At 54.2% G+C, this 13,195-nt stretch carries 10 protein-coding genes; 9 read left to right on the top strand and 1 reads right to left on the bottom strand.

Going from position 1 to position 13,195, the window contains the following annotated elements; genetic code table 11:
* Nucleotides 1-58 precede the first annotated feature (58 nt).
* From ftsA to yddG, 8 genes are all read left to right on the top strand, one after another.
* The gene (gene ftsA, locus B152_RS0111595; protein ID WP_020592591.1) at nt 59-1,330 is read left to right on the top strand and encodes a cell division protein FtsA; all 1,272 of its coding nucleotides are present in this window, start codon (nt 59-61) and stop codon (nt 1,328-1,330) included.
* Nucleotides 1,331-1,423: 93 nt separating this feature from the next.
* Nucleotides 1,424-3,136 (top strand): cell division protein FtsZ, encoded by a 1,713-nt coding sequence (gene ftsZ / locus B152_RS0111590; RefSeq protein ID WP_020592590.1) that lies wholly within the window; start codon nt 1,424-1,426, stop codon nt 3,134-3,136.
* Between the two features lie 168 nt (nt 3,137-3,304).
* Nucleotides 3,305-4,258, top strand: coding sequence for a UDP-3-O-acyl-N-acetylglucosamine deacetylase (lpxC, locus tag B152_RS0111585; protein WP_020592589.1), 954 nt, complete (start codon nt 3,305-3,307; stop codon nt 4,256-4,258).
* 222 nt (nt 4,259-4,480) lie between these two features.
* Entirely contained in the window at nt 4,481-5,320 is an 840-nt protein-coding gene (locus tag B152_RS0111580; protein ID WP_020592588.1) for an outer membrane protein assembly factor BamD, read from the top strand.
* 33 nt (nt 5,321-5,353) lie between these two features.
* Entirely contained in the window at nt 5,354-7,024 is a 1,671-nt protein-coding gene (gene recN / locus B152_RS0111575) for a DNA repair protein RecN (protein ID WP_020592587.1), read from the top strand.
* A 5-nt stretch (nt 7,025-7,029) separates the two neighbouring features.
* Complete coding sequence (gene ligA / locus B152_RS0111570) at nt 7,030-9,150, top strand: NAD-dependent DNA ligase LigA (RefSeq protein WP_020592586.1); 2,121 nt, start codon at nt 7,030-7,032, stop codon at nt 9,148-9,150.
* Nucleotides 9,151-9,214: 64 nt separating this feature from the next.
* On the top strand, nt 9,215-9,964 hold the full coding sequence (locus tag B152_RS0111565; RefSeq protein WP_020592585.1) for an AraC family transcriptional regulator: 750 nt from the start codon (nt 9,215-9,217) through the stop codon (nt 9,962-9,964).
* A 153-nt stretch (nt 9,965-10,117) separates the two neighbouring features.
* Entirely contained in the window at nt 10,118-11,020 is a 903-nt protein-coding gene (yddG, locus tag B152_RS0111560; RefSeq protein WP_020592584.1) for an aromatic amino acid exporter YddG, read from the top strand.
* 35 nt (nt 11,021-11,055) lie between these two features.
* Here yddG and B152_RS0111555 read toward each other — a convergent pair whose 3' ends face one another.
* Nucleotides 11,056-11,862: an alpha/beta fold hydrolase gene (locus tag B152_RS0111555; protein WP_020592583.1), complete on the bottom strand. Its 807-nt coding sequence runs from the start codon at nt 11,860-11,862 to the stop codon at nt 11,056-11,058.
* 370 nt (nt 11,863-12,232) lie between these two features.
* Between B152_RS0111555 and B152_RS0111545 the strand changes: the two genes are divergently transcribed.
* The gene (locus B152_RS0111545) at nt 12,233-13,123 is read left to right on the top strand and encodes a LysR substrate-binding domain-containing protein (protein WP_033406119.1); all 891 of its coding nucleotides are present in this window, start codon (nt 12,233-12,235) and stop codon (nt 13,121-13,123) included.
* Nucleotides 13,124-13,195 lie beyond the last annotated feature (72 nt).

Genomic DNA, 13,195 nt, shown 5'->3' with positions numbered 1-13,195 from the left:
TCAGATTCAGGCACGTCAGTCCGCTTGCCCTTGGTCCAGCCGAAGAAAGCTGTCGATCATGAAGCGTCCTCTTAGCGCCATCAAACATGGAACAGTCGCCGTTCTCGATGTCGGGAGCAGCAAGATCTGCTGTTTTATTGCCCAGATGGACGGCGATAACCTGCCCAAGGTCATCGGGATCGGCCAGCAGGCCAGCCATGGCATGAAGAGCGGGAACATCGTCAATATGGAAACCCTTGAGGATTCCATCCTTAATGCAGTTCATGCAGCTGAACAGATGGCTGGTGAGACAGTTCATTCTGTCTTCGTTAATCTTTCCGGTGGCACCCCTTCATCCCACAATATCAACCTCGAAATCTCGATCAACGGCCATGAAGTCACTGAAAGTGATCTGACCCAGGCCCTTGAACATGCCAGCCAGGTTCAGGGCCCGGCCGGGAATCCTGAACAGGGACGACAGCTGATTCACTCCATGCCAACAGGCTACACCCTTGATGGCAACCGCGGGATCAAGGACCCACGGGGTATGCATGGCGAAACTCTTGGCGTCACCATGCATCTTGTCACGGCGGCATCCAATTCCCTGCGCAATCTCAAGACCTGCATCAAACGCTGTCACCTCGACCCACTGAGTTTTGTGCTCTCTCCTTTTGCCTCCGGGCTTGCCTGTCTGGTCGAAGACGAGATGGAACTGGGCGTTACTCTGGTTGATATGGGAGGTTCAACAACCTCTATCGCCGTCTTCAGCGAAGGCAAACTGGTTTATTGCGACGTCATTCCTGTTGGTGGACATCACGTGACCAACGATGTGGCCCGGGGCCTTTCTACGCCTGTGGTTGAAGCTGAGCGAATGAAGACACTTTATGGCCATGCTGTAGCAACAGTCACTGATGAGCGCGAAATGATCGACGTGCCACAGGTCGGAGAAGCTGCAGGCAGTCAACCCCAACAGGTCCCCCGCTCACTACTGGTTGGAATTATTCAACCTCGCCTTGAAGAAACCTTTGAAATCGTCAGATCCAAACTGGAGATGAGCGGATTTGACAAAGTCGGCGGGCGCCGTGTCGTTCTGACAGGTGGCGCCAGCCAGTTACCCGGTCTTCCGGATCTCGCCAGTCTGATCCTCGACAAGCAGGTCAGGATTGGACGTCCCATACGTGTCACAGGTCTTGCTGATGCCACTGGCGGCCCCAGTTTTGCAACCTGTGCGGGTTTATTAACTTATGCCACCATCGCCCATAATGACGTTCAGGGCGAAAAAGTACCCGAAGTACACCACCCACAGAACTTCGTCGGAAGATTCGGAAGATGGTTTCGGGAAAATTTTTAGATAAAAGTTTGGAAATCGCTCGACTGATTCCCTGACTTTATAGTACAACTTGACAAACGAATTCGCCGAGTCGGCGATCAACGGAGGTTAGTGATGGCTTTAAATTTAGATGTACCACCAGTTGAATCCGAACTGACTCCCCGGATCACCGTGATCGGTGTCGGCGGTGCAGGCGGAAATGCTGTAAACAACATGATTCAGAGCAATCTGGAAGGTGTTGAATTCCTCATTGCCAACACAGATGCCCAGGCAATTGCCCAGTCGTCCTGTGAACGCACGATTCAACTTGGACGCAACATCACCCAGGGCCTTGGCGCGGGCTCCAGACCAGACATTGGTCATGCTGCTGCCGAGGAAGCCATGGACGAAATTCTCGGCCACCTCGAAGGCTCGAACATGGTGTTTATCACTGCCGGAATGGGTGGTGGTACCGGGACGGGTGCAGCGCCGGTTATTGCCAAGGCCGCCAGAGATGCCGGCATTCTGACCGTCGGTGTTATCACCAAACCTTTCCATTTCGAAGGGGTGCACCGTATGCGCCTGGCCGAAAAGGGAATTGAAGAGCTGGCCCAGTATGTCGATACACTGATCATCATCCCGAACCAGAACCTTTTCCGTATCGCCAACGAGAAAACCACCTTCGCCGACGCCTTTAAAATGGCTGACGACGTGCTCCGCTCCGGTGTGAGCGGCGTGACCGACCTTATGGTTATGCCTGGCCTGATTAACCTCGACTTTGCCGATATCCGCGCCGTGATGACCGAAATGGGCAAGGCGATGATGGGAACAGGCGAGGCCAGCGGCGAGACCCGTGCAATGGATGCTGCCGAAGCCGCGATTTCCAATCCTCTGCTTGATGAAGTCTCCATGAAAGGTGCTCGTGGCGTTCTGATCAACATCACCGGTGGTCCTGATCTGACCCTCTTTGAGGTTGACGAAGCTGCCAACCGCATTCGGGACGAAGTCGACCCTGAAGCCAACATCATCTTTGGATCAACCTTCGATCCGAACATGGATGGCACAATGCGTGTGTCTGTTGTCGCGACAGGTATTGATGCCGAATCAATCCGGAATATCCGTCCTGCAGCTCAGTCTTTCCAGACCCCGCCTGCTCCTCTGAACGTTTCTCCGGAACCAAAAGCAGAACCAGCTGAAGAAATGGTTGCCCGCGCAGAACCCGCAGGCTCACAGGGATCTCCTGTAACTGCGCCTGCAGCAGCCATGGCGCCACAGCCAGCCGCAGCTCAGGCAACGGCCAGCAGCCAGCCAATTATCGAAAGTGGCCCGGCCCACACCAGCATCGAAGCTGCAATCACGCGCAGTGAAGCTGACGGGCAGAACCACCAGAACCCGCAGCAGATGGCACCACAGGCGGAAATCAGGAATGACAGCTTTGTCGCTCCGCGGCCCGCTATGGCAAGCAATCAGAAACCGGCAGCCCCTCAGGCCACGCCTCAGAAAGCTGATCCCTTTGCCGCCGCCGCCATGGCTAACGGTACGGACAAATATGAAGAGTCCAAAAAAAGCAAAGGACTGTTCGGCCGGATCACCGGTGGTGCAGCCCGTGCCCTTCAGGCTGCAACCCAGGCTGACGAACAAGAAGAGCTGCGGGTTGGCAGAGCCACAGCGGCCGCAGCTCCTGCTCCTGCTGTCGCAACTGCAACAGCACCTGTCGAATCGGCACCAGCAGCCCCTGCGCAACAGCCTCGTCTGACGGGCCTTGATCCCCATGACCGGATCCAGTCCCCCTCCGCCGACGAAGACCTGCTGGACATCCCAGCATTTCTGCGGCGTCAGGCCAATTAAGCAAGTACACAGGTAATTGTTTCAGTTTGTTTCTGACTTCGTAACATACTGAAACAAACAGTGATTTGTTAGAGACAGGGGGACGGGCTATCGTTCCCCTGTTGCATTATGTCGATCGGAGCAGTTCCACTGCCTCCGGGGGGATTAACTAACAAACGAAGTGTCATCATGAAAACTGCTACTGCCGCCACACGCGTTCAGAAACAGAAAACCCTTAAGAGTGCCATTAATTGTTCGGGGGTTGGACTGCACTCTGGTGATAAGGTCATCATGACACTGCACCCTGCTGCACCAGGAACCGGAATTGTTTTCCGCCGTACCGACGTTGCTGGCAAAGGCGCCGTTATCCCCGCGACCTGGAAGTACGCTGTTGAATCCCCACTCTGCACCACACTGGTCAAAGACGGCGTCAAGATCGCAACCATCGAACATCTTATGTCTGCCCTCGCCGGTTTCGGTATCGACAACTGCACAATAGATATCAGTGCAGGCGAAGTTCCCGTGATGGATGGCAGTGCAGCTCCCTTTGTTTTCCTGATTGAATGTGCTGGAGTTCTGGAGCAGAACGCCCCGAAAAGAGCGATTCGCATCCTTAAAGAAATTCGGGACGATGAAGAAAACCGTTCCGGCATTCTCAGCCCGGGCGAAGATTTTTCTGTCAGCTTCTCGATTGACTTTGAAAGTCAGGCCATTGGCCGCCAGGAACTCTATATGGAAGTCCGCGCCAACCGCTATAAACAGGAAATCAGCCGCGCCCGGACCTTTGGCTTTCTGCATGAAGTCGACCAGATGCGGAAAATGGGCCTGGCCCGTGGTGGCTCCCTCGACAACGCCATCGTCATCAACGGCGACGAGATCATGAACGAAAGCGGCCTGCGCTATGCGAACGAGTTCGTGCGCCACAAGATCCTCGATTCCATCGGTGATCTCTATCTCGCTGGCGCTCCGATTATTGGTCACTATCACGGTATCCGGACAGGACATGCCCAGACCTATCGCCTGGTTCATAAACTGATGAATGACAATTCAGCTTGGGAATGGGCGACATTGCCAATACAGGCAGTCACAGCATCACGTTCAAGCTTCACGGTTCCAGAACGGGCGGTTGCCGCCACGGCCTAAGCTGTTTTTGTATCGACAAGCTCTTTCAGAAAAGCCCGGTTTTGCCGGGCTTTTTGTTTTTCTGTTGCTTCGGGATATTTTTTTCACCCTATTTAATTGCCAGAAGCTCTCAGTTGGCTTGAGGCCGGGTTTATGAAGCCCTATAGTGCTGTGAGAATTCGATCTGTCGCCTTGAAAAAAGCTCACGACCAGAAGTATGGCTCACGAAAAGAGAATTACAGAATGATATCCGGTCTTTTCCGACACTTCAAAAAAACGCCCCTCCAGCGCGCGGGACTTGCCCTTGCCATGGTTGCAACTCTTGCTGCCTGCAGTTCGGACGACAAGCCAGAGTACGTCGAAAGACCAGTTGAAGAACTTTACAGCAGTGCCAACAATGCTCTGAAAGCGGAAGAATACAAGGATGCGGCCCGGCTGTTCGATGAGGTTGAGCGTCAGCACCCCTATTCGGTCTGGGCTTCCAAAGCTCAGCTTATGGCCGCCTATGCGCATTATTCAGACAACAAGTACGATGATGCCATAGCCGCGCTTGATCGTTTTATCGAACTCCATCCCGGGAACCGAGACACTCCTTACGCCTACTATCTCAAGGGTCTGTGTTATTATGAGCAGATCTCTGATGTAACCAGAGATCAGAAAATGACCCGCGAGGCCCTGACTGCCCTGCGCGATGTCGTCCGCCGTTTTCCCGAAACAGAGTATTCCCGCGATGCCCAGCTGAAGATTGACCTCGCGACCGATCACCTTGCCGGTAAACAGATGACCATCGGACGCTATTATCTCCAGCGCCAGGAATACCTTGCCGCAATCAACCGCTTCCGCACAGTGATCGGTGAATACCAGACCACCACACACGTTCCCGAAGCCCTGCACAGACTGGTAGAAGCCTACCTCGCACTTGGGGTGATCGATGAGGCCCAGGCAACTGCTGCCGTTCTCGGACACAACTTCCCGGGGGATCGCTGGTATCAGGATAGCTACGCCCTGCTCAACGGACAGGATCTTGAGCCAGAAGAAGTGGATGGCTCCTGGATTTCCCGGACCTGGAATTCTATTCTCTGATGAAAACAGCCCTCTAATGAAAACAGGTGTGCCGTGCTGCTGACCCTTACTATCAGCAACGTGGTCCTCATTGACCACCTTGAGCTTGCATTCAAAGATGGACTTTGTGTGCTCACCGGAGAGACCGGCGCAGGTAAATCGATCCTGCTTGATTCACTCGGCCTCGCCCTTGGCGCCAGGGCAGAATCCCGCCTGGTGCGACAAGGCGCGGACAAAGCATCCGTCAGTGCAGTGTTTGCCCCGGCAGCCGGACACCCGGTTTTTGCCTTTCTCGAAGAACATGATATTACCCTGGAAGACGACACACTGGTCTTTCGCCGGGTCGTCAATGCAGATGGCCGCAGCCGGGCCTATCTAAACGACTTGCCAGTTTCGGCCAATCTCCTGCGTCAGGCCGGAGACCTCCTCGTTGAAGTCCAGGGTCAGTTTGAACAGCGCGGCCTGCTCGACCAAAGCAACCACCGCAACCTGCTTGATGCTGTCAGCCATACCGATCCGCTGGTAAGGGAACTCTCGGGCATCTGGGATCAGTGGCGCGCCGCCGTCAAGGAACGCAAAAGCGCAGATGAAAAGCTGGCCCAGGCCCAGCGGGAAGAAACCTTCCTTCGTCATGCGCTGGAGGAACTCGACGCCCTTTCCCCTGTCGAAAGGGAACTCGGAGAACTGGTCACCCAGCGACAGTTTATGATGCACAGCGAGAAGCTGATCAGCGCCATGAATGCCTCTATCGTGGATCTTACCGGGGATAACGGGGTCGGTGGTGCAGAAAATGCCCTGGTTGATGCTCTGCGGCATCTTGGGAATGTCGCCGACCGTGCCGGAGACAAACTCAAGCCCGTCATTGATGCACTGGATCGTGCCAGCTTCGAAATTCAGGATGCTCTGGCCGGGTTGCAATCTCTGTCTCAGGATCTCGATATTGATCCCTCGCGGCTTCAGGAAATCGAAGAACGCTATTTTCTTTATCAGGACCTTGCCCGTAAACACCGGGTTGAGCCTGAGACTTTGCCCCAGCTTCGGGACGAAATCGCAACCCAGCTTGATCTGATTGATACGGGTAACGCCCACCTCGAAAAGCTGGACAAACGCTGCGAAGAAACCCGCAAGCTTTATGCCCTGACCGCGGAGAAACTGAGCCAGGCCCGTCACAGAAAAGCGCTTGAGCTGGATGCCGAAATCAACGCAGAGCTTCCACCGCTGAAACTGGAACGTGCCACCTTTAAAACCGAAATAGAGAATCTCGAAGAAGACCAATGGAGCCGCCAGGGCTGGGATCAAGTTTCTTTTCTGGTTGCAACAAACAGCGGGTCGGCACCGGGACCCTTGGGCAAAATCGCTTCAGGCGGAGAGCTCGCCCGTTTCCTCCTGGCGCTAAAGGTGGTTATGGCCAAGGTCAGTCCCATCGGTTGTCTGGTGTTTGACGAGGTTGATGCCGGGATCGGAGGCGCAACCGCCCATGCTGTTGGTGAGCGCCTGTCGCGTCTTGCCGGGGAACGCCAGATCCTGGTGATTACACACAGCCCGCAGGTTGCCGCCAAAGGCAGTCATCATCTGAAAGTCGCCAAGTCGAGTGATGGCAACCAGACAACAACAACGGTTTTCACCCTCTCGCCTGAAGACAGACGGGAAGAGGTCGCACGGATGCTCTCGGGTGCCGAGATCACCAACGAAGCACGCGCTGCTGCTGACAGCCTATTGGGATAAGTACCTTGACGATATCGAAAGAAATTCTGGCGTTCCTTGATCAGCCGGTTGAAGAACTGTCTCCGGTCCAAGCCGAAAAACAGCTGGCCGCGCTGGCACAGGAAATCGCCAAACACGATATTCTTTATCATCAGCAGGATGCACCGGACATATCGGATGGTGACTATGATCGCCTGCGTCGCCACAACGAAGCCCTGGAACAGGCGTTCCCCGAACTGATCAGATCCGACAGTCCCAGCGTGACAGTCGGCGCGGCACCTTCTTCCGGTTTTGGCAAGATCCGCCACAGCATCCCCATGCTCTCGCTTGGCAATGCCTTTGCCGATGAAGATGTCGAGGAATTCCTGAACCGGATCAGGCGGTTTCTCGGTCTGGGTAAAGACGAAAGAATATCAGTCTTTGCCGAACCCAAGATCGACGGCCTGTCCTGCTCGATCCGTTATGAAAAAGGGCAGCTGATCCAGGCAGCCACGCGGGGCGATGGTGCTGAAGGCGAGAACATTACCGCCAATGTCAAAACCATTGCCTCCATTCCTCATCAATTGTCGGGCAGCGATTATCCCGACGTACTCGAGATCCGCGGCGAAGTCTATATGCGGCGTGACCGTTTCCTTGAACTGAACAGTCGTCAAGCCTCCACAGGCGGCAAGACCTTTGCCAATCCCCGCAATGCCGCAGCAGGTTCCCTGCGTCAGCTCGATCCCTCCATCACTGCCGCCCGCCCGCTTGATTTTTATGCCTATGCCTGGGGCGAGACATCAGCCCCTCTGGGCGCGAACCTGATCGAAGTTCGCGACCGGATGCAGAGCTGGGGGCTGCCGGTAAACCCGGGGCAACTCTGTGATTCCAGTGAAGGGCTTCTGACTTATTACAGAAGCATCATGGTCGATCGCCCGGATATGGATCACGAGATTGACGGGATTGTTTACAAGGTCAACCGCCTTGACTGGCAGGAAAGGCTCGGCTTTGTCAGCCGCGCTCCCCGCTGGGCCATCGCCCACAAATTCCCTGCCGAACGCGCTGTTACCCGTCTTAACCAGATCACCATTCAGGTCGGGCGGACCGGAGCCCTGACACCTGTAGCCAACCTCGAGCCCATATCTGTCGGCGGCGTCATGGTTTCCCGCGCCACCCTGCATAACCGCGACGAGATCCTTCGCAAGGATGTCCGTGAAGGAGATGCTGTTGTTATCCAGCGCGCGGGTGATGTCATCCCCCAGGTGGTCGAGGTCCTGCTCGACAAACGCCCGGAGACTTCCGTTGCCTTTGCTTTCCCCGACCACTGTCCCGAGTGCGGTTCACAGGCTATTCAGGAGGCCGGGGAAGTTGTTACCCGCTGCACTGGCGGGCTGATCTGCCCGGCACAGGCAGTAGAGCGCCTGAAACACTTTGTCAGTCGCAATGCTTTTGATATCGAAGGACTGGGGGACAAACAGGTCCGTTTCTTTTTTGAACAGGGCCAGGTCAAGACCCCCGCAGATATCTTTACCCTTTCCGAACGCGATAAAAAAAGCCTCACGCCCCTGCGCAATCAACCTGGCTGGGGGCGGCAATCTGCCGATAACCTTTTTGCCGCCATAGAAGCCAGGCGAACAATCGGGTTGGACCGCTTTATCTATGCCCTGGGCATTCCCCAGGTCGGGCAGGCCACCGCCAAACTGCTGGCCAAAACCTATGGCACACTTGACCGGGTCGAAGAAGTTATGCGCCTTGCCCATGATCCGGACAGTGATGCGCTGCCAGAGCTTCTCTCCATCGACGGGATCGGCGCCTCCATGGCGGGTGACCTCATTGCCTTTTTTGGCGAACCGCATAACCGGGAAGCCGTTGCCGCCCTCCGCGCCCGGATAACCATCGAGGAATTTGTTCTTGAAATTAGCAGTGTTTCTCCTGTAACGGGCAAGACGGTTGTTTTTACGGGCAAACTGCTGACCATGTCCCGCGATGAAGCCAAGGCAAAAGCTGAAAGCCTGGGCGCCAAGGTCGCGGGGTCAGTTTCGAAAAAAACCGACTATGTTGTTGCCGGTGCCGATGCAGGTTCCAAGCTCAAAAAAGCAGCAGAGCTGGGGGTCACAGTCCTCAGCGAGGAAGACTGGCACACACTTGTTGCCAAGCCAGCACCATAGGACATAGAGATAAGCAGCACTGTTTTTACTGGGTAGGCAATAGCCGGACTGCTAGGATGATGCGATGAAAGCTGAATTCCGAAGTTATGACAGTGAAGAGCGTCGCCATAGTCACAGTGACTTTCACCAGCTTATCTTGCCCGGGTCAGGCAAGCTTGAACTGGAAGTCGAGACGCTAAGCGGCCTCGTCGGTGAAGATTGCGCTGCCCTGATCAGCGCCACCGACAGTCATGCCTACAAAGGATCAGGGATTAACAGCTTCACGGTCGTCGACTTGCCAGTCCTGCAATTCCAGCAGGACCAAACGCTTGCAAACCTTTGGGATCAGGCGCATCAGAAGGCCTTCTTCCCTCTTGATGACCGCCTGCACCACCTGGCCCGTTATACCTCTTTGGAACTGGACAAAACAGGGCTGGGGCTTGCAGCTGAAAAGGCAATCCGGCTGCTGCTTTTATCTCTTGCCGAAACAGGTAAAGGCCCCCAGAAAAACCTTCCCGAGAAACTGGAAAAGGCACTGGCCTTTATCCGCCAGAACCATGCACGCAAGCTGGCATCCGCAGATATCGCCGCGGCGGCCTGCCTCTCGGTAAGCCAGCTGCACAATCTTTTCAGGACAACCCTCTCCCTCACACCCGGGGAATATCAGACCCAGGTTCGCCTTGAGAGGGCGAAAGAGCTGATCAACCGGAGTTCCCGATCTTTAGCGGATATCGCCCTTGCTGTCGGCTATCCGGAACAGAGCAGTTTCAACCGCGCCTATCGTAAGTTCTTCGCCGAATCACCCGGGCAGAAGCGTAAAGACAACCGTTTCTAAAGCCGCTCTCGTACGAGACAAACGATAAACGGAACAGCGGCCAATTTTTTCGGAATACAGATCAAGACCCGAGGCCTTTTTTCAGACTATCTTGCCCTTTCCTCCCTAAGGAAACAGCCGAAATTACCCCGAAATTACATAGAAAAAAAACCAATGACTGACGCGATTTTATCCCCGGTTTCTGATGGCAAAACCCTTCGCGCAACCATTATTGGGGGCATAGCCATTTTGCTTTGGGCCTCTCTCGCCCTGTTCACGACATGGGCCCAGGGCATCCCGACCTTTCAGCTGCTCAGCCTCTCCTTCGCGATTGCTGCCCTCTCCGGCTTTATTGTCCTGACCTGCAAAGGCAAGAAAAGCCTTGGCAAACTGAAACAACCCCCTCTTGTCTGGTTGTTATCTGTCGGGGGTCTGTTTGGGTATCACCTGCTTTATTTCATCGCCCTCTCCAACGCTCCAGCGGTTGAAGCCAGCCTGATCGCCTATCTCTGGCCGCTGCTGATCGTGTTTTTTTCCGCTCTGTTACCGGGCGAACGTCTCTGCTGGTTTCACATTGCCGGAACGCTGATGGGACTTGGCGGGGCGGTGTTGATTGTCACCAAAGGCCAGTCCCTGGCCTGGGAAGCCGAGCACTACATCGGTTATCTCGCGGCTGTTGCCTGCGCCCTGACCTGGTCTGGCTATTCTGTTCTCAACCGGCGTTTCAGCAGCGTTCCCACCGAAGCAGTTACAGGGTTTTGTGCGGCAACAGCCCTGCTGGGTCTTGTCTTTCACCTGACAACAGAAAACTGGGTGATACCCGACGGCGTGCAATGGCTGGCTATTCTCGCATTGGGTCTTGGCCCTGTTGGTCTCGCCTTTTTTGTCTGGGATTATGGCACCAAGCATGGAGATATCCAGGTTCTCGGCGCTCTGTCCTATGGTGCGCCCCTGCTCAGCACTCTCGTGCTGGTTCTTGCCGGGAAGGCAGAGCCAAGCTGGATACTGGCAGGTGCCTGTCTGTTGATTGTTGGCGGGGCACTCCTTGCCTCGATCAAGCTGTTACGCAAGCATTGAGATCATTTACGTTGAGACCCCAAAGTTTCGCTCTGCTAAGCAAGCATGGCTGCAACAATTGCTTCCGGGCAATCTTCCTGCATGAGATGGCCTGAACCCGGAACAACGTGAAACTCCTCAGCCTCAAGTAATTTAGCCAATCTCTGCCCCTGTTTAACCGGGATCCAGCGATCTTCTTCTCCCCACAGGATTCTGACCGGGCAGTCCATCTTTCCATAAAGAGGTTCGACCTCGTCTGTATAGCGTAGATCCATTTGCGAAATCTGTCGATAAAAGGCCGGGCGACCAATATCACCCTGCCACGGGGTTTTATATATCTGCAGCGTTTCTTCACTCAACACATTATACGCCGCTCCCTGCAGATACGCAGCCAAGAGCGCTTCATGCGCATAATCGGGAAGTCCGGCAAAGGCGGCTTCATATGTTCGCACATGCTGAACAAAAGGGGACCCCCAGGGGGCCAGCGCGACAGGGTCAACAAGTGTAAGCCTGCTGTAGCGCACATGATCAAGATAATAGGCTCGTAGAGCCGTTGCGCCGCCAAAGTCATGACAAAGGATCTCCGGCTTCTCCAGCTGCCAATAGTCTAGGAGACTGCTCAGGAGACGGTTCTGAATACCAAGAGAAACATCGGTTTCCCCCGTTTTATCCGATTGCCCATAGCCAAGCAGATCAAAATAATAGACCTGCCATTTCTGTGCCAGCAAAGGAGCAATCTTGCGCCATACTTGTGAAGAAAAGGGGGTGCCATGGATTAGGACAAGAGGATCACCCTGCCCCATAACACCCCATGCAACCTCACGCTCGGCAAAAGAAAAACGACGGCTCAGTTCCAGCATCATACCTGTCTCGACAAACCCATTAGTTAGCTTCTGATCGAATAAACCGGGTTAGCCCGTTACCCGTGGCAGATTGTCGGAACAGATTGCAGTAAAGAAATCTTTTCCCGTTTCTGAGAAGGCACAACCTTCTTCTGTGCAGGAGTACTCTTATGCTCAGGAATATGCGCCGTTGTTTTTTTCGGCCCGTTTGAGGCAGATGTTTCCAGATAAAAAACCCGGTCCATCCGTGCTGCGATAATGTAAGATTTAGCTAGAATATTTAACATTGCCACTCTCCTAATGACGAATTATCCTTATGAATATCAGCCATCTTTGTGGAATATCAAAATCAGGAAAAATCTACATATGTTAGATTTTATTACATATAGAGATGCGTAAATTTCCACCACTCTCCGGATTACGTGCCTTTGAAGCTGTCGCACGCCACAAGAACCTCAGCCATGCCGCTCGGGAGTTGAACGTGACACACGCTGCAGTCGCACAGCAGATCAAGCGTCTGGAGGAGTGGTTTTCCACCCCGCTGACTCGTCGCGAAGGGCGAGGAGTAGCCATCACCGAAGCAGGAATTAAACTCGGCACGGCCCTGGGCAACAGCTTTGATATCATTGACGAGGTTGTGCAGGAACTGCAGGAAAGCGACAGTGAACGCCCCTTGCGAATTACCATGACCCCGTCCTTTGCCACCTTCTGGCTTTTGCCCCGGTTGACTGAATTTCGCAATCTCCACCCGGAAATCGAGCTCCTGCTCAACGCCAATAGTGAGGTCATTGACATCAAACGCGAGGAATATGACCTCGGAATCCGCTATGGCAGCGGCGACTGGGCAGGCTATGAAGTTGAAAAGCTGATGCAAAGTTACACCAGTATTGTCGTTTCTCCAGTCTTGCTTGAAAAAACGCCTGTTTCCACCCCCCAGGACATCACAAAACTTCCCTGGGTCTGTGACATTGATGACTATCATGCTGAATGGGACTACTGGCTCGAACAAAATAACATCAACCCCAAAAAACATTCTGCCCGTATCCATCTGCCTGGACATCTCATGCGCGATGCCATCCGTGATGGTCAGGGGGTCGGCACACTTCCTTCAAATTGGGTCACCCAGGACATCACTGCAGGGCGCCTCGTCGAGCTTTTCTCGCTGAACAGCAACAAATATGCTGGGTATTATCTCGTCTACAAATCAGGAGTGATTCCAAACAACCTCAAGATTTTTCTCTCGTGGCTCCGTAAGCAGAACCCCGAAGACGCCCGCTTCTGACCCTAGCCACCAGATAAAAAAGATCCGGACACAAAAAACGGGGGCAGCTTAAAAGCCACCCCCGAAAACAAT

The organism is Kiloniella laminariae DSM 19542, assembly GCF_000374005.1.
Classification (GTDB): Bacteria; Pseudomonadota; Alphaproteobacteria; order Kiloniellales; family Kiloniellaceae; genus Kiloniella; species Kiloniella laminariae.
The sequence above is the reverse complement of the archived record's forward strand: the minus strand, read 5'-3'. Positions and strand labels throughout refer to the sequence as shown.

What these genes read in the sequence shown, in the direction of transcription:
- ftsA (WP_020592591.1), top strand. Translation starts at nt 59, where the DNA reads ATGAAGCGTCCTCTTAGCGCCATCAAACATGGAACAGTCGCCGTTCTC.
- ftsZ (WP_020592590.1), top strand. Translation starts at nt 1,424, where the DNA reads ATGGCTTTAAATTTAGATGTACCACCAGTTGAATCCGAACTGACTCCC.
- lpxC (WP_020592589.1), top strand. Translation starts at nt 3,305, where the DNA reads ATGAAAACTGCTACTGCCGCCACACGCGTTCAGAAACAGAAAACCCTT.
- B152_RS0111580 (WP_020592588.1), top strand. Translation starts at nt 4,481, where the DNA reads ATGATATCCGGTCTTTTCCGACACTTCAAAAAAACGCCCCTCCAGCGC.
- B152_RS0111565 (WP_020592585.1), top strand. Translation starts at nt 9,215, where the DNA reads ATGAAAGCTGAATTCCGAAGTTATGACAGTGAAGAGCGTCGCCATAGT.
- yddG (WP_020592584.1), top strand. Translation starts at nt 10,118, where the DNA reads ATGACTGACGCGATTTTATCCCCGGTTTCTGATGGCAAAACCCTTCGC.
- B152_RS0111555 (WP_020592583.1), bottom strand. Translation starts at nt 11,862, where the DNA reads ATGATGCTGGAACTGAGCCGTCGTTTTTCTTTTGCCGAGCGTGAGGTT.
- B152_RS0111545 (WP_033406119.1), top strand. Translation starts at nt 12,233, where the DNA reads ATGCGTAAATTTCCACCACTCTCCGGATTACGTGCCTTTGAAGCTGTC.